Raw genomic sequence first — 23,275 nt, 5'->3', positions numbered from 1 at the left:
CTATTTGTTATTTTGTGAGGAAAAAATACTCTTAAATCTGTCTTTTAAAATTCCAGCTACCTTCCTTTTCTCATACGTCCGCTTATACCATTCAATATCATTCTGATATCTCCTGATATCTTCCAGTAATTTATTGATCAGTTGTTTTGTGCCTTCCTGCTTTTTATTTTCTTCACTCAGTGTTTTATGAAGTTGTTTCTTTTCTTGTTGTTCTTCAGCAAGTTTAGCTTCAAGATCTTTTAGTCGAATGATCAATTCTTCAATGCGTTCACGTTTATATTCATTTTCAGATAGTAAATGACTGTACACCTGGCGTAACAGATCTTCTAACTGAAGCTCTGTTAAGTTGCCGGGTAATGCGATCAATTTACCTTGATCTGCCTGTTTGTTTTGTTGCGTATCCATATTGGTGTCTTATTGGTTTAATAGGTATAAGCAAGTCGATAGTTACCCGCACTGCTGGCTGCGTTAAACTCTGTTTTGCAAAGGTCTTTTGAGTAGGTGCCCATTGCTTCCATCATAAAGGGATTGTTGATGTAATAATGGATCTGCGTACAAGCCTGTGCTGTTGTTTCAAACAGATCTCCATTTACACCATAACGGATAATGTCTTTATTTCCGGTACAATTCGATAAGATCAATGGTTTACCTAAAGCCATCGCTTCTAAAACGCCGAAGGATAAACCTTCGTAATCTGCAGTTGATAAGTATAATGAAGCTTTTGCTAATTCATTCTTTACTTCATCTTCAGTTAGCCAGCCGGTAATACGTATGTTGGGGCAGGATAATAAATGACTGTCTTCGCCATCGCCGATCCATACAAATTCAACATTTGAGTAACTCAAAAACTGTTGGGCGATCTCATTAAAGCGCTTCGGGTTCTTTTGCGCCAGTATGCGGCCTGAAAAAGCAATGATGAATTTAGTTTGATCTGTTCTAGGGGTAAATAGCTGATTACTGACAAACGGCAGGGTGGTGCCGTTATTTATATAAGAGGCCTCAATACCTAATTGCTTGTAAGCTTCAGCTTCTGATGCAGATACACAAACAACTTTACCACCAAATGAATGACCGATCAATTCAAGCTGCTTATACAGTAATTGTTTGAATTTACTTTGCTGCATGAGAAAGGGCGCACCATTGGGGGTGTAAATAACATTTTTGATCTTTAACCAACGACAGGCCAGGCGTCCGATAAAACCGCTTTTCGAGGAGTGTAGATGAACAACATCTGCCGAACGGAAACGCTTCAAAATATTGTATAATTCAAATAAAGCCCTTGTGTCTTTCACAGGGTGAAGACCTCTTTGCGCCGATTTCCAATGAATAAATTTTACCTGGTGGGGAGGGAAAAGTTTTTTTACCTCAGCACGTTCCATCACTTCCTGCCGTTCTCCATGTATAACAATATGATAGTCTTCCGGCAGATGTTCCACCAGTGATTTTACGAAGGTTACTACGCCGGATGCAAACGGCTCCACAACATGAACAATTCTCATTTACAGATATTGTATTTTTTTCTCAGGTTCTCTTTTTGTCAATAGTCTGACAAGCGAAAAATAAAAACCGCTGCAAAGGTACTTGCTGCAAGGTTAAATGAACGCACACTTATTACTTAATAACACACAGTTATGAATTTTAGCGAACAATTTATTTTTCGATGTGGAAAAACAAATGCTTGATTTGGGTAATCAATTTATAAGGAAGCAATGCGAGTAAATATTGTCTTACCAGACCTCTGCAAGTTAGTGATTTATTAATGCCGTAGAATCTGATGATGTTGATTTTTGATCTTATTTGTTGTTGTCTTTTTTTTACACTTATTCCATTGGTATCTATTTGGGTTTCAACCAGTATCTCTTGAATGATGTGCGTCTTATATTTCTTCGTTAACTCAAAGAAGAACGCATAATCCTCCGCATAAGGATAGTCATAAGGATAAAGCTTCGTATTCTTAATTATTTCATTCCTGAAAATAACTGTTGGATGAATGAAGCTGCATTTCAGATGCATTTGTTTCAGAATTGCATAACGATGCTCTGCAGCTTTGTAAACAAATCGGATATTTTTTTTATGATCAACAAATAAACACAAAGAACCTACTAGTGCTACATCAGTGTTTACACTTAAAAACGAAATCTGTTTTGTAAAACGATCTGGAGTGCAGGTATCGCCACAATCTAAACGTGCAGTGTATAATGAATCATTTCTATCCAGAATTAAACGAAGCCCTGTGTTCAATGCTTCCGTGATGCCTTTGTTTTCCGATAATCGGATGATTTCAATGGTTTGTTTTTGTAGTAACACTTCAGGAAGTTCTGATAACGATACCGGAATATTGCTTCCATCATCAACCACCAGCACTTTGTACTTTTCTTTCGAATATTCAACCGAAAGAAGCGACCGGATCAATCCATCCGTATTGTTATAACAGGGAATTAAAAGATAAAAATCGAGCATCACAGTATTTTTCTCACCCTGCCCATCCTTCCCGATCCAAACTTCTGTATTGAATAGCTTCAGCCAGGTGTTCCACTTTTATATCGGGGCTTTGAGCAAGGTCGGCAATAGTACGACTAACTTTTAAAATACGATCATAGGCCCTTGCACTCAGGTTCAGTTTATCCATCGCCGCTTTCAACAAAGTTTGACCTGCCTGCGAGATCACACAAATTTCTTTAAGTTGTTTGCTGCTCATTTGTGCATTGGCATAAATACCTTCTACATCTTTATAACGCTCAGCTTGTATTTCCCTGGCAGCGATCACACGGTCACGGATAGCTGCACTTGGTTCGCTGTTTTCAGATTTCGATAGTTCGCTGAAAGGAACAGGCGTTACTTCCACATGCAGATCGATACGATCTAACAACGGACCGGAAATTTTATTGAGATATTTCTGCACAGCGCCGGGCGGACAGGTACATTCTTTTTCGGGATGGTTATAAAAACCGCAGGGGCAGGGGTTCATCGATGAGATCAGCATAAACGATGCAGGAAAATCAATAGCGATCTTTGCTCTTGAAATCGTAACACGCCGTTCCTCCATTGGTTGACGCATCACTTCCAGTACAGTTCGTTTAAATTCAGGCAACTCATCTAAAAACAATACACCATTATGTGCCAATGAAATTTCACCGGGCTGCGGATTGGTGCCGCCGCCGACTAAAGCAACATCTGAAATTGTATGATGTGGCGAACGGAACGGACGTTTTGAAATGAGTGTTGCGTTCTCCGGCAATTTACCTGCAACACTATGAATCTTTGTTGTTTCCAATGCTTCCTGCAAACTCAATGGTGGAAGAATGGTAGGTAAGCGTTTTGCAAGCATTGTTTTACCTGCACCAGGTGGGCCAATAAGAATAGCATTATGACTACCAGCTGCTGCAATTTCCAATGCACGTTTAATATTATGCTGACCTTTTACATCATTAAAATCAAAATCAAATTCATACTGTGCATTAAAAAATTCTTCTCTTGTGTTTACAACAGTTGGTTGCAAACTTGTTTCATCTTTAAAAAATGCAATTACATCATTGATGTGTTCTACACCGTACACATTCAGGTTGTTCACCATGCCTGCTTCCTTTGCATTTTGTTTGGGAACGATCAAGCCTTTAAAATTTTCTTTGCGTGCCTGTATCGCAATGGGTAATGCACCTTTAATTGATTGAATGCTTCCATCTAAACTCAACTCACCCATGATGACATAATCTGCCAGACGTTCGGGATTATCAATTTGCTCGGTTGCTCCAAGAATACCAACAGCAATTGATAGATCAAAAGCAGTTCCTGTTTTTTTAATATCGGCAGGTGCGAGGTTTACTACAACTTTTGTTCTCGGAAAATAATAGCCGGATGTTTTTAAAGCACTCTCAATACGTTGTTCGCTTTCTTTCACTGCACTATCGGGCAACCCAACCATAAAGAATTTTTGTCCGCCGCTCACATTCACTTCTACCGTAATAGTAATAGCGTTCACTCCGTATACAGCGCTTCCAAAGGTTTTAACGAGCATGCAGTTGATGGTTGTTTGAGAAGTAAGAACAAGTTAATAAGAAATTTGAATACCAGCGATAGTTCCTTGATTATTCCCGGTTGCGTCGCAATCCTTTCATCCGTATTGCTATTATTGAACAAATAGATGTTTCAACGTATAATGGTTATTGTAAATAGAGATTCACAATTCTTCCTTTACCCACAGATGCTGGTAAAACTGTTGTTGAATCATTCTGCAAGATCAGTACTCTTCCTTCTGGTTTCATATCCCATAAACTACCGGTAAAAAATACATTCATGCCCTGATGAATATTTGCAGTTGCAGCCCGTTTATTCATACTGTATTTGAGCCATGCATCACCTTCGCTGATCTTTTTGTAATCAGTTGTATCAACATCAACAGGTGCTTTAAAACCATTGTATCCTTTCCAGGCAGCAAGCCAAACACTATCCTTATCACCAAGTGATGGTACTACAATAAAATCTGCTTTGTTTGTAAGATTGTTGTATGCTTGCGGGTACCAACTATCTGCACAGATCAACACCGCCATCTTTCCCGCTTTGGTTGTAAACACAGGTTGCAGTTCAGTATCCGCAGCAGCAGTAAAACCCTGCTCATCATCAATCGGAAACAATTTTTTGATCAATGGGGAAAGAATTTCTCCATCATTTCCAAATACAACTGATGTATTATAAATGGGAGCACCTGATTTGATTTGCATTTCACCTTTGGAATTAATAGATGCATCCGGCAGTGCAATAGAACCTGCAACAATGGTGCACTTATATACTTTAGCGAGTGTTGAAAAAACCTGTTGGTATTGCTTGGCCATCTTTTCTGCTTTCAAATGGAAAATGGCATACTTCGATTTGTCTTTCGCCGGGGACTTCAAATAACCATAAAAGAAACTGAACAGGTTCGAACGAACCATGGTGGTCATCGCTTTTTCAATGGTCTCCTGTTTGTAGATCGTTTCTTTTTCATTGGCTGCCACCAACCATGTGCCGATATATTCCGGCAACACAACAATTGATTTATCAGTGAGTTTATTTTCACGCTTCAATTGCTCAAAGTAAAAACGAAGTGATACTTCAAAATTGAAAGCAGTTGAATAACTGGTAGCAGTAAGATAAGGTTGAATGCCGATGATATTTCCCTTGCCGCTGTCGATACCTGCTTCCACATATTCAAATCTTGCTTTGAATTCAGGGAGTTTACTCCAACCTGTTTCTTTTTCTTTTGCACGCCCTGTAAGCGACCAAATGAAGTAGGCTGAAAGAAGAATGACGATCATGATACCTATCCTAAGAAAGAATTTTTTCATTATTGCAAAGTAGATGTTTCCGGGATGTTCCTCTTTTTGAGGTATTTTCTAATGAAAACAGTTAAGGCTAAAAAAAATATATACAGGACGAATGGATAATTGTAAAAGAAATCAGTGTGATAAACACTCCAGCTTGAAGGGAGATAATCTCGGTATAAAGAGGTAATCCACAATATTAGTCTTTCATAATTAAAAGGAGCTGATGATATAACCATCCAAACGGTTATCCAAACTGAATGTCTTGGTTTCTTAAATAACAGTAATATGAAAATAATCAAACTGTTAATGAGCGACAACCAAAAGCAATGACTATAAGGCCCAGCTATACGATATTTAAAAAAGATATCTCTTTCATCATTGAATGGTTGAATAAGTGGATAGAATATATAAACGCTATGAATGATAAACAATAGATAAGTGATCAGCGACAACAGGTTAGATGAGATAATTATTTCCTTTAAAACTGTTCTTTGCTTTTTTAAGAACAGATAGGCGAGCAATAAGAAAAGTGCTACATAAAAGTAGCCATTAGCTAATACATTGTATATATAATCAAGTAAGTTCATCTTTACAATTTCTCCAGCATCTCCACCACTTTCTCCCGTTTCAAAATCAAATAACCAAAGCGGTCATTGCTGATACCTTCTTTTAACTGGTAACTGAATTGTAATTGCTCCTCTGTTGCTGTTGTTTCAAAATAGCGGAAGCTGATATTGGGATATTGTTTCAACTCATCACCAATTTCATACAAGTGTGTAGATAGAATGAACAAGGAGTTTTTGATCTTCAGTAATCCTTTGATCACGGCTGTGCTGCAATGCATGGCATCCTGTATGTTGGTGCCTTTAAATAATTCATCGATCAACACCAGCCATTTCCTTCCGTCGGTAATTTTTAATACCGTATTCTTGATCCGTTGCACTTCATTATAAAAATAACTTTCGCCTTTTACAATATTATCCTGCACCTGAATATTACTCAGCAACCCATCAAACAGACTCAACTCCATGGAAGCAGCAGGAACACCCATACCCACATGTGCGAGATAAACAGCACAACCAACTGATTTAATGAACGTACTCTTTCCAGCCATGTTGGCACCGGTAAGGAAAAGAAAATTTGTTTGCGGGTTCAATGTAATATCATACGCCACCGGTGTTTGCAATAACAAATGATACAAACCCTTTGCTTTGATCAACGGCTCATCGCTCTCTTTTATTTCAGGAAAATGAAGATCAAAATGTTGTACCGCTTTCGCCATGCTGTAATACGCATCGAGCTTATGATAAATATCGATCAGTTGTTCTGCCTGCCGTTTATATTCAATGCGTAAAAAATTTCCGAACCGCAACATTTTCGACGGAGCAAGTGTGGCGGATGAATGTTGTTTGATCATATCATGTACCATGGAATGATTCAACAGTTTCCTAACCTCAACGATTAATGATTGGAGAATAGGAGAGAGATTATCCTGATCAAATAACTTCTGCAATTGAGACATTCCTCTCAGGAAATCAATAAAATGTCCAACTGTGTATCGCACCAAACGGTAATCCGGTGCTTCAAACAAACGATAGAAAAAAGCGGGTACAGGTGAATAACTGTCAGGAATGTTATCAAACGGGTAACCGTAAAACTTTTCTAACACAAGGATGGTTCCGTTGGTGATTTCTTTGGGCCATTGCAGAATTACTTCACCGATCTGTTGTAGGGTTTGTTGTGTATCCTCGATTTTTTTGAGGTTATGATGCGGATGCGTTAACAGGTATTCCAGTTTCTGTTTGCCTCCAAACGTATTGCAGAAATTGATACGGTGCAGCAGTGAATATTCTTCTTCCGTATTGAAGATCGAAAGATCGTAGTATGTGACTTTGTCTATTTCCAAAATTGTTCTGTCGGTATAAAATTTATTTTCTATCGAATAATAACCGTTGCCCCATCTGTGATTCATCTATGTGTCCATTTCCATAAACAAGATGACCATTTACAAATGTATGCGAGATAGTTGCCGGGAAAGTGAACCCTTCCAACGGACTCCAGCCACATTTGTAAAGTAAGTTTTCTTTTGTTACGGTCGATGGTTTGTTGAGGTCAACCAATACCAGGTCAGCAAAATAACCTTCACGCACATAACCACGTTCTTTTACCTGGAAACAATCGGCAACGGCATGACTCATCTTTTCCACAATACGTTCCAATGAAATTCTTCCTTCTTTATAATAATGAAGCATCAAGAGTAATGGATGTTGCACCAATGGTAATCCTGCATGTGCATGTTCGTATGATCCTTGCTTTTCTTCCCATGCATGAGGCGCATGATCGGTTGCAATCACATCAATTCGGTCATCAAGCAATGCTTTCCACAAGGCTTCTTTGTTTTCTTTTGCTTTAATGGCCGGGTTGCATTTAATGCGGTAGCCAAGTGTTGCATAATCGTCAGCGGTATAATGCAAATGATGCACACACACTTCGCTGGTGATGCGTTTTTCTTTCAACGGCATCATATTGCCAAACAGTTCCAGTTCTTTTGCTGTGCTGATATGCAGGATATGTAAGCGTGTGTTGTATTGTCTTGCGATCTGTATGGCCATTAATGATGATTCATAGCAACCATCTACATCCCTCACCAGCGGATGATCGGCAGGCGATAATTCACCTTTCAATGCTTTTAAACGTTCATAATTTTCTTTGATGATGCTTTCGCTTTCGCAATGTGTAGCAATGAGCATTTCACTTTCACGAAATACTTTATCGAGTGTATTGTAATTATCAACCAGCATATTGCCGGTGCTTGCGCCCATGAAGATCTTGATACCGCAAATACTGTTTTTGAAATCATTCGCCTTCAATGTATCATCGGCACTTGTATTACTGGTGCCCATGTAAAAGGAGTAGTTGGCAAGTGATGTGTTGGCAGCAATGGCATACTTGTCTTCAAGTAACTCCAAATTCAATGCGTTGGGAATAGTGTTGGGCATTTCCATAAAACTGGTTACACCGCCAGCTACAGCTGCTTTTGCTTCTGTATGAATGGTTGCTTTATGCGTTAAACCCGGTTCACGGAAATGCACCTGGTCATCAATTGCACCGGGTAAAAGATACTTGCCTTCTGCGTTTATTTCTGTTGCTCCGTTTGCATTACTGATAGAAGCAGCGATCTTTTCAATACGCCCATTCTTGATGAGTACATCAGTTGGGGTGATCTTTCCTTCGTTTACGAGTAAGCAATTCTTAAGCAGATAATGTTGCGCCATGAGTTATTCAGTTATTTCAGATAATTGGTTGTGTATCCTGCCAGCGGTATCAGACTTAAAACTCTGTACTATTCAGCACGATGTATCGCTTGTATCACTTATTTTTACGATTAAAACACAACCGCATGCAATTTAGCAAATGCAGTCTATGGTTAGCTCTTCTTGCTATACCCTTTTTTTCCGCTGCACAAAGTACTTATCTGCAGCAGCAATCAAAACACCTTCATTTTATCGATCGGCTTGAATTAAAGACCGGAACGGTAAGCGATCTCAACTTCACTTCTACCAAGCCTTACGACCGCCGTTATGCGGTGCAATGGCTGGGTGCTAAAGCCGATTCGATGTTGGCACACACGCCGTTATTTTACAACCAGGATACAGCACTTCGGTTAAGCAAGGCTGATCAATATAACCTCCGCAGCCTTTACCTCAATAACCAGGAATGGGTAACGGGTGATCGCAGCAGCTTTAATAGCAAAAAGCCATTTCTCAAGAAATTTTATAAAACGCCTGCCAGCTTTATTGAAAAATATGGTGATGATTTCTTTATTGCCATTAACCCGATGATCAGTTATCGTCAATCTGTTGAGTTGAATAATACGGATCAGAATATTTTCATCAATCAACGTGGATTGAATGTGCGTGGTAATGTTGGCAACCGTGTTGGCTTTAGTGCCATGGCCATGGATGTGCAGGAGCGGGGACCATTGTTTGTGCAGAACTGGATCGACAGTCTTGATGCTGTGCCGGGTGCTAATTTTCATAAGACCTTTAAGCAAACAGGTGTGGATTATTTTGATGCACGTGGATCATTCACATTCAATGCTGCAAAGTATATCAACTTCCAGATCGGTTATGATCGCAATTTTATCGGCAATGGTTGCCGCAGTTTAATGCTGAGCGAGTTTGCCGGAAATCAGTTGTTTGTAAAACTCAACACACGTATCTGGAAATTCAATTACCAGAACCTGTTCATGGAATTACATACCAACAGCAAGAGCAACAGTACTAATGCACTGGTGCCAAAGAAATATGCAGCGATGCATCATTTAAGTATGAATGTTTTGCCCTGGTTAAATATTGGTTTGTTTGAAGGCGTTGTGTTTGGCCGAAAGGATAAATTTGAGTTCGGTTATATGAACCCGATCATTTTCTACCGCACGATCGAAGGAAATTTAGGCAGCAGTGATAATGCATTGGTGGGTGCCGATTTTAAAGCCAATCTCTTTAAACGTGTACAACTGTATGGACAATTGATCATTGATGAATTTAATTTTTCAGAATTACGTAACGACCGCAGCTGGTGGGGCAACAAAACCGGGAGTCAGCTTGGTTTGAAATACATTGATGTGGCGAATGTCAATAATCTTGATCTGCAGTTGGAGTGGAACACTGTTCGTCCGTTCACTTACTCGCATTTTGATTCTGTATCGAGCTATACACATTACAATCAACCATTGGCACATCCGCTTGGAGCAAATTTCAATGAAGTGATTGCGGTGTTACGTTATCAGCCAACAGGCAAATTGAATTTAACAGGCAGACTGATCTATTGGAAACAGGGATTGGACAGCGCAAGTGGCCGCAATGCAGGCAGCGATATTTTCCGTTTGAATACAGATGGACGCACAAGCAACTATGGTTACACCACAACCAACGGTGTAGCGAGTAAAGGGATCAACGCATTATTCCTTGCGAGCTATGAAGTGTATGAAAATATTTTTATTGATGCCAACCTGTTGCTTCGCCGATTTAAGAAGGGAAATGACGCTTCACAAAATACAACCATGCTTGGGTTAGGAGTGCGGATGAATTTGTGGTTCAGGGAATATGACTATTGATTGAAGAGATATTCATTCCAATTTACTTTTTGGAAATGCGCATTATAAATTTGTCATTTACAAAAACAAGTCGGTGAGACATTTTTAATACATCATAACAGTTTTTGATTTTTTTTACATTGTAACTCTTTGATGAATCAAAGTATTGCGGATGTTCCCAATCAATTTCAATAAACGATGGTTGGCTTTGCTTTACTGAGTCAATGTGTGCGCCTTGGGGTATTGAATCAATCCAATGAATTGTATTGTTGTAGTAATTCTTGCATGACAGAATTGCAAATAAAGAAAATAACAGAACAAGGTGATGGATTTTTAATGTCATTATCCTTCTAAGTGTATACTAAACACAATCATTCTCGCCTGCATTTTATCGATCACATTTGAATAGATGAGGTATTGATCTCTTGCATGAACACTTTGAAAGCTGTTACTGAATTTTATTTCAGGGCTCATGATAAAGGTTGGAAAGTAGAAATGAAAACCAAGACCCACTTCATAACCCAATGCAGACTTATTGAGTTTTACAAGGTCTTCTGCACGGCGTGCCTGGCTGTTACTGGCAAGATCATAATCGAACTTACCACCACCCAGCATATACACACGGAAATTATCGATCCTGTCGCTGCTGAATTTTAATTGCAAAGGCACACTGATGTAAATACTTTCAACAGTTTTTTGTTGCCAGTTCTTATCACCTGTAAGCGGGTATGAGAGATAATAATTAATGCCACGTGAAGCAAAAATGAGTTGAGGGTTGGTTCTTACTTCTAAATGGTCTACCAAACGTAAAGTACCGAGCAAACCCAATCCAAAACCTGCACTGCTGGTAGAACCAACTGTTGCAACACTGTCATCCTGCAAAAATTTCGGATGATGGTTCATATGAAAATAAGCACTGTTACCGCTTAGCGTAATACCAAAGTAATAAGCCTTCTGCTCATGGTTGGGCAGGTTTGTTTCTCGTTGTGCAAATGATGTAAATACACAGGTAATAAGTAGAAGGGTAACGATTATTTGTCGCCGCAATAAATACTGCATATGCCGAGCGTAAGAGGTTTGCATGAAGTGTCTTTAAATCCGGTTTTGTTCAATACAGCCACAAAGTTTTGTCCTTCAGGAAATGCTTTGATGCTGTTGTTAAGATATTGATAGGCTTTTTTGTTTTTACTGAAAGCGCCTGCCACCTGTGGGGCAACCAATCCCATATAAAGATTGTATGCCTGTAACACGCCGGGTAGTTTTGGTTTCGAAAATTCCAGCACTACCAGTCGGCCACCTGGTTTCAACACACGGTAAATTTCGCTGATCCCTTTTTCAAGGTTTTCGAAATTTCGCACGCCAAACGCCACAGTTACTGCATCAAACGTGTTATCGGGAAAATTTATTGTTTCGCTGTCACCGCTTTTCAGCTCAATAATAGTCTCTAAACCCTTGGCTTTCACCTTTACACGACCGCCTTCCAGCATTCCTTCACTGATATCAATACCAATGATCTTCTCGGGCTGCAGCTGTTTTGCAGCCATAATGGCCACATCACCTGTACCTGTTGCTACATCCAGCATCAGTTTCGGTTGAAGGTCTTTTAATTTGGCCAATGCTTTTTTTCGCCAGCCCGTATCGATGCCGGCTGAGAGAAAACGGTTGAGGAAATCGTAGCGGGGAGCAATGTCATCAAACATTTCTGCTACCTGCTTTTTCTTACTTTGCTCCGATGCTTTGTCGGGTACAACTTTATCGTGTGCGTATTGTTCGCTCATGGTGCGCAAAGGTAAGGAGGGAACAGGCAAGTACGAGGTAGGAAGTAAGCCGATAGCCGATAGAGGATAGTTTGTAGTCCAGGTTAGCATCCGGATTATTGCTACCGACTAATTACTATCGGCTATCCACTTTCTTCAAGTATCTTGCAGCCGTGAACATTCATTCAGCAACATATGTCATCAGCAGTCCCAAAGTAGAGGATTGTCCCAAGCCCGATAAGCCGGAATATGCATTTATTGGTCGTAGTAACGTGGGCAAATCTTCGCTCATCAATATGATCTGCAACAACCAGAAACTGGCAAAGACAAGTGGCTCACCGGGAAAAACACAGATGATCAATCATTTTCTCATTGAAAGCCTTGATGAGAAGAACAATAAGAAAACCGATTGGTACCTGGTTGATCTGCCGGGCTATGGCTACGCCAAAGTAGCACAGGGGAAACGCAAACAGTGGATCAAGATGATCGAGAATTACATCCGCAAACGGGAAAACCTGCTGAATTTATTTGTATTGGTGGATAGCAGGCACAAGCCGCAGGAGATCGACCTGGAGTTTATCAACCAACTGGGCGAGTGGAAGATTCCTTTCACCATCGTTTTCACCAAAGCCGATAAAACCACGCAGAAAGAAGTGGCTGCGCACGTAAAATCATTTTTAACTGCATTGGGAAAGAGCTGGCAATTTCTCCCGCAAAGTTTTGTGAGCTCAGCAGTAAAATTCAGAGGGCGGAAAGAAATTTTACAATTCATTGAAGAGTGCAACAAGGAAGCAGCAGCCCAAGCTGTAATAGCAAAAGAAATTACCCGCTAAATAAAGCGGCCGTTCAAATTGAACGGCCGCTTTATTATTTGTTTGAATTTATTTATTCGCTTACTACCAATCTGAAACCATTACCATGAATATTTACGATCTCAACTTTGGGATCTTCTTTCAGGTATTTACGGAGTTTGGCAATGTAAACATCCATACTGCGACCGTTGAAATAAGTATCACTGCCCCAAATGCGTTTCAATGCTGTTTCTCTTGGTAAAAGATCATTCTTGTATTCGCACAACATGCGGAGCAATTCACTTTCTTTTGGCGAAAGGGTATTTGTTTTTCCTTCAACTGTAAGTTCACGCAACTTGGGGTTGAAGTGATAGATACCAAGATCAAACTCTTTATTTTCAGTTTCGTGTTTGGTCTCTTCGTTACGCTTCAGAATGGCTTTGATCTTCATCAGCAACACTTCACTGTCGAAAGGTTTGGTGATGTAATCATCAGCACCCAGTTTATAACCGGTTAAAATATCATCTTTCATTGTTTTTGCACTCAGAAAGAACAGTGGTACATCCGGATCAATATCACGTATATCTTCAGCCAATGTAAAGCCATCTACATGCGGCATCATTACATCCAGTAAACAGATATCGTACTTCTCACGTTGAAAAGCAGCAAGACCCAAACGTCCATCACGCTCCAGTGTTACATCAAAATCGTTCAACTCCAGGTAATTCTTCAGTACATTTCCAAAACTGCTGTCGTCTTCAACTAATAATACTTTTGATTTAGCTTCTTCCATCGTATAAAATTTATTATCAAATAAAGTTAATGCTTTTGGTAGTTGTGCAGTAATGCCCTCAATATTTTGTTAAAGAAATAGAGGGGCTGTCTCCGTTTAGCTTACTCCGGACAGTGGTTCCGGTGCTTCACTTATACTCCTCGCTCACTTCACTTCGTTGCGTTTGCTGCGGGGTATCGTTTCGCCCGGGCAGCCTTTAAAGTTTTGTCATTCATATCATCATTATTTTTGCTCCTCAAAAAAAGCATATGCGCATTACATCCGATAACCGGTTCAAAAAGCTGATCGTCATTGGCGATCGAATTCTGATAAAGCCAACTACACCGGAAGAACGCACAGCCAGCGGCTTGTATTTACCACCCGGTGTGCAGGAAAAAGAGAAAGTACAACAGGGATATGTGATTAAAACCGGGCCGGGTTATGCTATTCCCATGCCGGTTGATGATGAGCCCTGGAAAAATGAAGACGAGCAGGTGAAGTATGTTCCGTTGCAGGCAAGGGAAGGCGACCTGGCAATTTTTCTGTTAAGTGGCGCTACGGAGGTAATGTATGAAGGCGACCGCTATTTCATTGTTCCGCAAAGTGCTATTCTTATGCTGGAACGTGAGGAAGAGTTATAACTAAAAAAGCATCCTGTAAAAACAGGATGCCGTATAACTACTATCGAAACCAGAGATTATTTTTTATTCAGGAACCATTTTCCTCCATTGGTATTGCTTGGACTATTACCCCAACTACCTTCAAGAAAAGTGAATTTTGAATCAACCGTTGCAGAAACAGCCAATAAGTTTGACGAACCAGCATAGGTATAGGTTGCTGTTACTGTTGTTCCGGAAACTGTATATATACCTTCTGCTTTAGCAGCTGTTGAGGTATCCGCTCCGTCGAAAATGCGAACAGTTCCGTTTGAACGAAATAGTGCGGCATAGCCATAGGTAGGATAAGCGTCACTACTTCCCCACTTGCCTTTCCAAAAGCCAACAATTGAAGGTTTTTCAGGAGAACTTTCTTTTTTGCATGAAATAAAAATGAAACTGCTTGCAATAACTGCAATTAAAAACTTGTTCATGATTTGTGATTTGAGGTTTAATGATTAATGTGAAGCAAAGCTATTTTCATATTTTTATTTTTACAATACCACTTTAAGGTACCCACCTGTAAGTGGTATAAAAAACGCCGCATATAAATGCAGCGTCGTTTACGATTGCTGAGAAAATTGATGACGTAAAACTATCAGTTACAAAAGTGATTGTCAATACCACAAACAGGTAATCTTGTTGTAATACAATCTCATTCTATAGCTTATCTTTCCGTAAAGTTTTTATTATGGCAACTACAGAACAATTCATACAGGCGGCACAACAGGGCTATACATTTAAAGGTGAATCATTTCGTTTAGGAGTTGGTATGTATGATAAAGAAGTAGTAAAAGGAGCAGAGGTTTTGCTTCCGTTGAAAACAATGAACCGTCATGGATTAATTGCAGGGGCAACAGGTACCGGTAAAACGAAAACATTGCAGGTAATTGCAGAGGGATTGAGTGATGCAAGTATACCTGTAGTATTGATGGACATTAAAGGTGATCTGAGTGGTATTGCTGCTGCAGGTGCAAGTAATCCAAAGATCGAGGAACGGATTCAATTGATGGGTGGAGAATATAAAGCATCTGCATTTCCTGTTGAGTTAATGACATTGAGTGACGATAAGAAAGGTGTGCGGCTACGGGCTACCGTGAGTGAATTTGGCCCCATCTTGCTATCAAAGATTTTAGGACTGAATGATACGCAGCAGGGAATTGTAGCGATGATCTTTAAGTTTTGCGATGATAACAAAATGCCTTTGCTTGATCTGAAAGATTTTATCAAGATCATTCAATATATCAGTGATGAAGGGAAATCAACCATTGAAAAAAATTATGGTAAAATATCCACTTCATCAACGGGAACCATTCTGCGGAAGGTAATTGAACTGCAGCAACAGGGTGCGGATGCATTTTTTGGTGAACCAAGTTTTGAAGTAGATGATCTGATGCGTATCAGTGATGATGGCAGAGGTATGATCAGCATATTACGTTTAATGGAATTACAGGACAGGCCAAAACTCTTCTCAACCTTTATGTTGAGTTTATTAGCTGAGTTATATGCAACTCTGCCCGAAGAAGGTGACATGGATAAGCCCAAACTTGTTTTGTTTATTGATGAAGCGCATCTTGTTTTCCAGGAAGCAAATGAAGCATTGTTGCAGCAGATCGAAACAGTAATCAAACTTATTCGTTCAAAAGGCGTAGGTATTTTCTTTTGCACACAAAATCCGCAGGATGTACCCGCAAGTGTATTGGCGCAGTTAGGATTGAAAGTGCAGCATGCGCTGCGTGCCTTTACAGCTGCCGACAGAAAAGTAATTAAACAGGCCGCAGAGAATTACCCCGAAACAGAATATTATGATGTAGACGAATTACTCACACAGTTAGGTATAGGCGAGGCGTTTATTACACTGTTGAATGAAAAAGGTATTCCCACACCATTGGTACATACTATGCTGGTAGCACCTCGCAGTCGCATGGATGTGTTGAGTGATAACGAAGTTGATTCACTTGTTACCAAAAGTAAACTGGTGAAGAAATACGCAGAAAACATAGACAGTGAAAGCGCACATGAAATAATTACGGCTAAACTGGAAGAAGCAGCGGAAAAAACAAAAGCAGCCGAAGAAGCAAGGGCTGAAGAAAAAGAAGAAAAGAAACGGCCTGCTAAAAAAGAAGAAACGTTTTTTGATAACCCAACCGTAAAACAGGTAGGCCGTACCGCTGCCAGTATTATTACAAGAAGTTTATTGGGGGCATTGGGTTTGGGCGGAAGAACAACGAGGAGAAAGAAGACGGGTTGGTTTTAAATATTACTTACTAAAAACACCTTTTCTTAAACAGAATTACAGCGTTTGTCGGCTGGTTTACATTTCTCACTTCAGGTACATGCAGCGACTTTCAGAAGCCTTGTGTCTTAGCCATAAAATTGGTAGTTCCCTCTCAAAAAAACAAGCAAAATGTTTTTAGAGTAAAGTGGGAATTACTATTTTTCTGTAATGAAAACTGACAACCTGTGGTCAGTGGACAGAGGAACGATTGCTTGCTATTTATCTATCGGCTGATCCGGTTGTTGGTTTTATTTTTTAAAATCAAAACAAATTACGCATGAGAAAATCTGTGCAAAGGCTCGGACAGCTGCTGCTGTTCCTGCTATTCTCTACTGCCGGCTTCAGCCAGTACACTGTTAAGGGAAAAATTACTGACGAGGCCCGGAACGAACCTTTACCTAACGTAAGCGTTCAAATCAAAGGAACAAAGATTGGTACAGTAACTGGAACAGACGGCACTTTCAGTTTAGCAGTCCCGGATAACAAATCTGTTACGCTGGTAATTTCATTGGTTGGGTTTATGTCACAATCTGTCAATGTCTCCAGTACAAGTGCCGCACTTGATGTAGCATTAAAAACAGATGTACTCAATCTTGAAGAAGTAGTTGTAACTGGTTTGGCAACATCAGTAAAACGGAGTAACCTCGCCAATGCGGTTACATCTATAAATTCAAAAGAGTTAACCGGTACAACTCAGATCCAAACAACAGATGGTGCATTGTACAGTAAAGTACCGGGTGCAAACATTCGCCTGAATGGAGGTGCTCCCGGTGGTGGATTATCTATACAGCTACGTGGTGTTTCTTCACTGGTAGGTGCATCACAACCATTGATCATTCTTGATGGTGTGTACATCAACAACTCATTTCAGCGTACAGGTCGTGCTACTGTAACCGGGGCAGCAGCCGGAGCTGGTGCACCTGCACAGGATGATGGAGCAAATCGTTTAGCTGATATTAATCCTGCCGATATTCAGAACATCGAAGTATTGAAAGGACCTTCGGCAGCAGCGATTTATGGCACACGTGCCAATGCCGGTGTAATCATTATCACAACCAAAAAAGGATCAAGCGGTAAAACAGCCATCAGCTTTGGTCAGGATATTGGCTTTGGACGTCCTTTACGTTTGGTTGGAACTGACGACTGGAGTGTTGCGAAAATTAATTTCTTCTTTACAAATCCTACAAAGCGTGCAACTGAATTGGCCCGCTTTCAGCAAGCGCAAAGCACGGGTCAGTTTTTTGATTATGAAGAGATATTTTATGCCAATACCGCAACATTATCAAACACCCGCTTAACTGTAACTGGTGGTACCGATAAAACAAAGTTTTATGTTGGAGGTGTTATCACCAATGAAGAAGGTACAGTAAGAAGAACTGGTTTCGAACGGTATTCTATACGGGCTAATATTGAGCACAAGATCAGTAATCGATTAAATTTTTCTATTAATTCAAATTATGTAAGATCAAATACTGATCGTGGTTTTACAGGAAACCAAAATAATACCGGTGCATCTATCGGTTATAATATTTCTTACATTCCGAATTACTTTGATCTGCGTCCAAACGCCGCAGGTATTTATCCTGATGTTGATTATGGTGGTCCAAGAGAAAATCCTTTAGCTGTTACAGACAAGGCAACCAATAACTCTTTGGTGAACAGGTTTATTCAATCCGGAACTTTAAACTGGGAAATTATTGACCGTGCAAACTCCGGTTTAAAATTACAAGTAACAGGCGGTATTGATTTTGTACAAAACAAGACAATGATCCATTTGCCTGAAGACTTGCAATATCAACGATCACAAGCTAATCCCGGTGATGTGTTGCATGGCCGCCAGGAAAGTTTTAATAAAAACTTCCAGGCTGCATTGGTGCATAATGTGAATGTAAATAAGTTTGGCTTTACAACACAGGCTGGGTTGGTACGTCTTGAGTTTGATTACAACTCTTTCTTTATTCGTGGGCGTGGCTTAGCACCAAAGCAAACAAATGTGCAGCAGGCAACCGTTCAACAGATCGATCAACAATTCGACAGCCGTGTTCAGGAAGCTGGCATTTTTGCACAGGAAGAAGTAAACTGGGATGATAAGATCATTGCAACAGCCGGAGTTCGTTTTGATAAGTCAACTCTTAATGGCGATATCAATAAAATGTATGCATTTCCAAAAGCATCACTCGCCATTAATCTTACCAATTTTGATTTCTGGAATGTTGGTTTTATTAATCAATTGAAACCACGTATTGCGTATGGTGAAACAGCAGGACCAGTTGCCTTCGGTTCAATATTTACACCATTGAACGGTACAAATATTGGCGGGTTACTTGGTTCGGTAGTATCAACACAAATTGGCAATACAGGTATTCGTCCTGAAACAGCACGTGAAATTGAATTTGGTATTGATGCAGGGTTGTTTAAAAACCGGGTTTCACTAGAAGCAACGTATTATATCAAAACAACTGCAAATAATATTCAGAACCTGAATCTTTCTCCTGCAGTTGGTGTAAACACAACTCCAAGTAACGAGGCTGAATTAGAGAACAAAGGTATTGAGCTTGCATTGGCAGGTACAGTTATTCAAAAATCAAATGTTCGTTGGTTCTCACGTGTAATGTGGTGGAAGAATGATGTTCTTGTAAAAAAACTTGGCATCCCATCTTATTTAACCGGAGCATTCGGAACGGGTTTGGGAACCTTCCTGATACAGGAAGGAGTTAGTCCTTTAACGATTGTGGGTTCTCCTGCTATTACACCAGGTGTATTTACAGTTTGGGGAAACAATCAACCTAAGTTCACGATGTCATGGTTCAATACGGTAACCTTCCTGAAAAATTTTGATTTCAGTATGATGTGGGAGTGGAGAAATGGTGGTGATAATATTAACCTTACAAGTTTCCTTACTGATTCAGGTGGTACAACAGAAGGTTGGTTTGATGATGATGATAAAGATGGTATACCAAATGGACGCCAGCGCCCACCAGCTCCTTATAACAATGCTGGTCGTTGGGTACAAGATGCAACGTTCTTTAAAATGAGAGAGATCGGATTGTATTATAATGTTCCGCAAAAGAATGTAAACAAATGGTTCAATGGTTTTGTAGATCGTATCAAGATTGGTGCGTCAGGAAATAATGTTCTGTTATTTACAAAGTATGAAGGTTACGATCCTGAAACGTCAACCTTTGGTGCACAATCAATTGCCGGTAACGTAGATGTGGCTCCATATCCTACAACACGTCGTATCTTCTTCCACATAAATCTTGATTTCTAAAATTTTAAACTATTCGTATGAAATATAAATTCATAAAATCATTCCTTGGAGGTCTTGCACTTCTTTCAATGGTTGGATGTAACCCGTTGAAGCTTGATGAAGTGGCAGACCCCAACAATCCTTCTGTAGGTAGCGTTTCAAATAATGCTTCCCGTGCGCAGATCCAGTTTTTAATTACAGGATTGGAATCACGCCATCGTGATTATTTGTTTACTGTAACGGCTGCCTTCGGAACTTTTGGGAGGGAGATCTGGTATTTCAATGCATCAGATCCACGTTTTCAAACAGATTGGTTAGGACAGACTGGACGGCGACCAGATGCTGCTTATTTTGGTTTTGGTGCAACTGGTGGTGCAGCTTACGCAACTCCGTATCAAGCCATTCGCCAGGCAATTGTATTACGCAATGCTGCAATGAATACAGGCGCATTATCAGATCAGGAAAAGAAAGCTGTAACCGGCTTTGCAAAAACCATCATGGGTTATCAATTTATGATCCCTGCTAATTTTTTGTATGATAATGGTATTCGTGTTGATATTGAAGATCCATTAAACCCTGGTGATTTTGTTCCTTACCAGGAAGCACTTACAGCTATTAAAGCCGTTCTTGATGAAGGTTATGCTGATCTGAATGCAGCAGGTACTGCATTTCCGTTTAGTCTTACTGCCGGATGGAGTGGCTATAACAATATTGACGGTATTAAAAAAGTGAATCGTGCAATCGCTGCACGCCTTGCAATTTATCGGAAAGATTGGCAAGGTGCTTTAGATGCAGCCAATGCATCTTTTATGAACTTAACCGGAAGTTTAAGCGCCGGTCCTGCACATACATATGGTGCTGCTCCTGATATTTTCAATCCCTTGTTTTATGTATTGGATGCAAGTATCAGCACGATCATTGTTGTTCATCCTTCGATGCTTGCTGATGCCACAGCTAATGATGCACGTGTGGCTGCGAAGTTTTTCCAACGTACAACTGCTGCAAGTGTATCAACAGATGCAGGTACATTATTCGGCACACACCAGGATCGTCGTTGGTCAACAAACACAACAGCAATTCCGTTTATTAAAAATGAGGAATTGATATTGATCAAAGCAGAAGCACATGCACAGCTAAACCAGTTTACTGATGCAGTGAATGCCATAAATATCATTCGCACGGCAGCCAATATTGGTAACTACGGTGGCGCACAAACGCAGCCGGCTTTAATTACTGAAATTCTGTATCAACGCCGTTATTCACTTTGGGCAGAACCCTGGGGTCATCGCTGGATAGATACACGCCGTTACGACAGGATGAATGAAATTCCTGTTGCGGCAGATCAAGGAGCTGTCTTCAAGCAATTCCCTAAACCACAGGCTGATCTTAACTGGGATATTTATACAGGTGGTTAATTAGATATTATCGATGATATTATAAAAACACGCTGCCATGCAGCGTGTTTTTTATATGAACTTCATTAATCCTTCTTTTGTTAGAGTTATTTTTTCTTCTGCTATCAAATGATCAATTACTTTCCACACACGATCTTTTTGTTTACTGCCCATTTTCGTCAGGAGTTCTTTTACAACTAAACCGTTATTGCCTGCTCTATCTTTTAAAAAAGAACGGATGCTTTCAAATTCATCCGGTGAAAGATCGTTTCCTTTTTTCTGCAAACAAGTATCACACACTCCGCAATTACCAATGGCAGCGTCGCCAAAATAAGTGCCGATCATTTTACTTCTGCAAGTATTGCTATCTGTTATATAGTCCAGCATTTTGTTGACACGAAGTTCAAACTGCTCTTTCCTTTGCAAGAGGTGTGCAGGGTTAATGAACAGGTCTTCAACTGCCGGACGGTTTTCTAAGAACTGTAACTGTGGTTTCTCTTTCTGCGGACTGTAATTGATAATACCATGTTGATGTAACTGATACAATGACTGTTTGGTCGCATCGAGATCGGTTTTCAGGATTGTTACTAATTGTTTTTCTGATATGAATGATTCCATATCAAAGATGCCGCCGTAAGTACGTAACAGGCCTTTCATAACAGGCTCCAGTTGTGGATGCTGTTGTTCAAACTCAGCCAGGCGCTGTTTACTTGCTGTGAAGACAACTTTTGCAGGTAGAAAAATCTGTTCGGCATAATTGATCCAGCCTTCGTGTTCTAATGTTTTTAATGCGTACACGGCTGTATAAACATTCAGCTTGAATGTTTTGATAAAATCATTCAGATCAAATTCTATCCATTGTAATTCGCCACTGCCACTTGGCAATTGTAAATAGTTTACCAAACATTGGTACACTCTTTTTACTTCTGAAACGGGAGGAAAGCGAATTGCCGATAAACCTTTTAATTCATGGAGATCTTTTTCTTCATGCAACAGTACAGCGTATGATTTTTGTCCATCCCTTCCTGCACGGCCAGCTTCCTGGTAATAGTTCTCTAAACAATCAGGCATATCATGATGGATTACCACACGCACATCAGGTTTGTCAATACCCATCCCGAATGCATTGGTGCATACAATTACTCTTGTTTCATTCTTCAACCATGCTTCCTGTCGTTTACTGCGTTCATCATTCGATAAGCCGGCATGATAATAGTCTGCTGAAATATGATGCAGTTGTAGCAGTTGTGCTGTTTCCTGTGTCATCTTCCTGCTCTTACAATAAACAATGGCACAGCCCTGCACATTATTCAGAATCTGCAATATTTTATTGATTCTGCTTTCAACACGAAACACACTGAATGAAACATTCGGTCGAAGAAAGGAGCCTTTATAAATATGATGATTGCGGAATTGTAATTTGTTGCAGATATCATCCTGCACGTGTGGTGTTGCTGACGCTGTTACGGCAAGCAAAGGAACACCGGGTAATTCTTTTCGAAAATTGACAATCTTCAAATACGACGGACGAAAATCATATCCCCATTGCGAAATACAATGCGCTTCATCAACTGCAATGAGTTGAATATTCATTCCCGGTAAATATTCAAGAAAGAGATTTGTTTCTAAACGCTCAGGGGATACATACAGAAATTTAAGTTTCTCATTCACTGCCATTTGTAATATATCTTTCACTTGCGGGAAAGGCATGCCGGTATAGATCGCTGCGGCCCTGATATCTTTTCGATGAAGCGCTTCCACCTGGTCTTTCATTAATGCAATGAGCGGCGATATAACAATGCATAATCCATCTTTTGCAAGTGCAGGTACCTGGTAACAAATACTTTTGCCGCCACCGGTTGGTAATAAGGCAAGGGTATCTTTTCCACTTAACACCGATTCAATTATTTCCTGTTGAAGCGGACGAAAGGAAGAGTAACCCCAGTATTGTTGAAGTATGGAAGAGAGATTTTGCATCAATG

General features: G+C 40.1%; 18 protein-coding genes. 6 read left to right on the top strand and 12 right to left on the bottom strand.

Annotated elements, in window-relative coordinates; all coding sequences use genetic code 11:
* The 7 genes from H4075_RS17435 to H4075_RS17405 all read right to left on the bottom strand — a co-directional run bounded on the left by H4075_RS17435 (position 1) and on the right by H4075_RS17405 (position 8,575).
* Positions 1 to 405: a hypothetical protein gene (locus tag H4075_RS17435; protein ID WP_182802102.1), complete on the bottom strand. Its 405-nt coding sequence runs from the start codon at positions 403 to 405 to the stop codon at positions 1 to 3.
* A 17-nt stretch (positions 406 to 422) separates the two neighbouring features.
* The gene (locus H4075_RS17430; protein WP_182802101.1) at positions 423 to 1,499 is read right to left on the bottom strand and encodes a glycosyltransferase; all 1,077 of its coding nucleotides are present in this window, start codon (positions 1,497 to 1,499) and stop codon (positions 423 to 425) included.
* Positions 1,500 to 1,650: 151 nt separating this feature from the next.
* Positions 1,651 to 2,460 (bottom strand): glycosyltransferase, encoded by an 810-nt coding sequence (locus H4075_RS17425; protein WP_182802100.1) that lies wholly within the window; start codon positions 2,458 to 2,460, stop codon positions 1,651 to 1,653.
* Positions 2,461 to 2,473: 13 nt separating this feature from the next.
* A complete protein-coding gene (locus tag H4075_RS17420) occupies positions 2,474 to 4,015 on the bottom strand; it encodes a YifB family Mg chelatase-like AAA ATPase (RefSeq protein ID WP_182802099.1) in 1,542 nt (513 codons plus the stop codon).
* A gap of 145 nt (positions 4,016 to 4,160) precedes the next feature.
* A complete protein-coding gene (locus H4075_RS17415) occupies positions 4,161 to 5,321 on the bottom strand; it encodes a carbon-nitrogen hydrolase family protein (protein ID WP_182802098.1) in 1,161 nt (386 codons plus the stop codon).
* Between the two features lie 568 nt (positions 5,322 to 5,889).
* On the bottom strand, positions 5,890 to 7,272 hold the full coding sequence (locus H4075_RS17410; protein ID WP_255460221.1) for a MutS-related protein: 1,383 nt from the start codon (positions 7,270 to 7,272) through the stop codon (positions 5,890 to 5,892).
* Positions 7,229 to 8,575 (bottom strand): dihydroorotase, encoded by a 1,347-nt coding sequence (locus tag H4075_RS17405; RefSeq protein ID WP_182802097.1) that lies wholly within the window; start codon positions 8,573 to 8,575, stop codon positions 7,229 to 7,231. The genes H4075_RS17410 and H4075_RS17405 overlap by 44 nt, the downstream gene beginning before the upstream one ends.
* Positions 8,576 to 8,700: 125 nt before the next feature.
* Between H4075_RS17405 and H4075_RS17400 the strand changes: the two genes are divergently transcribed.
* Positions 8,701 to 10,416, top strand: coding sequence for a capsule assembly Wzi family protein (locus tag H4075_RS17400; protein ID WP_182802096.1), 1,716 nt, complete (start codon positions 8,701 to 8,703; stop codon positions 10,414 to 10,416).
* 321 nt (positions 10,417 to 10,737) lie between these two features.
* Here H4075_RS17400 and porT read toward each other — a convergent pair whose 3' ends face one another.
* Entirely contained in the window at positions 10,738 to 11,454 is a 717-nt protein-coding gene (porT, locus tag H4075_RS17395; RefSeq protein ID WP_182802095.1) for a type IX secretion/gliding motility protein PorT/SprT, read from the bottom strand.
* Positions 11,427 to 12,173, bottom strand: coding sequence for a bifunctional demethylmenaquinone methyltransferase/2-methoxy-6-polyprenyl-1,4-benzoquinol methylase UbiE (gene ubiE / locus H4075_RS17390; RefSeq protein WP_182802094.1), 747 nt, complete (start codon positions 12,171 to 12,173; stop codon positions 11,427 to 11,429). The genes porT and ubiE overlap by 28 nt, the downstream gene beginning before the upstream one ends.
* A 152-nt stretch (positions 12,174 to 12,325) precedes the next feature.
* On the opposite strand from ubiE, the gene yihA reads away from it, so the two are divergent.
* On the top strand, positions 12,326 to 12,985 hold the full coding sequence (gene yihA, locus H4075_RS17385; protein ID WP_182802093.1) for a ribosome biogenesis GTP-binding protein YihA/YsxC: 660 nt from the start codon (positions 12,326 to 12,328) through the stop codon (positions 12,983 to 12,985).
* A 52-nt stretch (positions 12,986 to 13,037) separates the two neighbouring features.
* On the opposite strand, the gene H4075_RS17380 is transcribed toward yihA, so the two are convergent.
* Positions 13,038 to 13,736: a response regulator transcription factor gene (locus H4075_RS17380; RefSeq protein ID WP_182802092.1), complete on the bottom strand. Its 699-nt coding sequence runs from the start codon at positions 13,734 to 13,736 to the stop codon at positions 13,038 to 13,040.
* A 248-nt stretch (positions 13,737 to 13,984) separates the two neighbouring features.
* Between H4075_RS17380 and H4075_RS17375 the strand changes: the two genes are divergently transcribed.
* Complete coding sequence (locus H4075_RS17375) at positions 13,985 to 14,356, top strand: co-chaperone GroES (RefSeq protein WP_182802091.1); 372 nt, start codon at positions 13,985 to 13,987, stop codon at positions 14,354 to 14,356.
* Between the two features lie 56 nt (positions 14,357 to 14,412).
* Here H4075_RS17375 and H4075_RS17370 read toward each other — a convergent pair whose 3' ends face one another.
* Complete coding sequence (locus H4075_RS17370) at positions 14,413 to 14,805, bottom strand: hypothetical protein (RefSeq protein ID WP_182802090.1); 393 nt, start codon at positions 14,803 to 14,805, stop codon at positions 14,413 to 14,415.
* Positions 14,806 to 15,062: 257 nt separating this feature from the next.
* Between H4075_RS17370 and H4075_RS17365 the strand changes: the two genes are divergently transcribed.
* The 3 genes from H4075_RS17365 (at position 15,063) to H4075_RS17355 (ending at position 21,314) form a co-directional block, all read left to right on the top strand.
* The gene (locus H4075_RS17365; RefSeq protein WP_182802089.1) at positions 15,063 to 16,628 is read left to right on the top strand and encodes a helicase HerA-like domain-containing protein; all 1,566 of its coding nucleotides are present in this window, start codon (positions 15,063 to 15,065) and stop codon (positions 16,626 to 16,628) included.
* A gap of 298 nt (positions 16,629 to 16,926) precedes the next feature.
* Positions 16,927 to 19,920, top strand: a complete 2,994-nt coding sequence (locus H4075_RS17360) for a SusC/RagA family TonB-linked outer membrane protein (RefSeq protein WP_182802088.1) — start codon at positions 16,927 to 16,929, stop codon at positions 19,918 to 19,920.
* A gap of 17 nt (positions 19,921 to 19,937) precedes the next feature.
* Positions 19,938 to 21,314, top strand: a complete 1,377-nt coding sequence (locus tag H4075_RS17355) for a RagB/SusD family nutrient uptake outer membrane protein (RefSeq protein ID WP_182802087.1) — start codon at positions 19,938 to 19,940, stop codon at positions 21,312 to 21,314.
* A gap of 51 nt (positions 21,315 to 21,365) precedes the next feature.
* Here the strand turns inward: H4075_RS17355 and H4075_RS17350 are convergent, their stop codons facing one another.
* Positions 21,366 to 23,270, bottom strand: coding sequence for a RecQ family ATP-dependent DNA helicase (locus tag H4075_RS17350; RefSeq protein ID WP_182802086.1), 1,905 nt, complete (start codon positions 23,268 to 23,270; stop codon positions 21,366 to 21,368).
* Positions 23,271 to 23,275 lie beyond the last annotated feature (5 nt).

This window comes from Lacibacter sediminis (assembly GCF_014168535.1).
In the GTDB taxonomy this organism is placed as follows: domain Bacteria; phylum Bacteroidota; class Bacteroidia; order Chitinophagales; family Chitinophagaceae; genus Lacibacter; species Lacibacter sediminis.
Note: the sequence above shows the minus strand (reverse complement) of the source record. Positions and strands in the feature narration are given on the sequence as shown.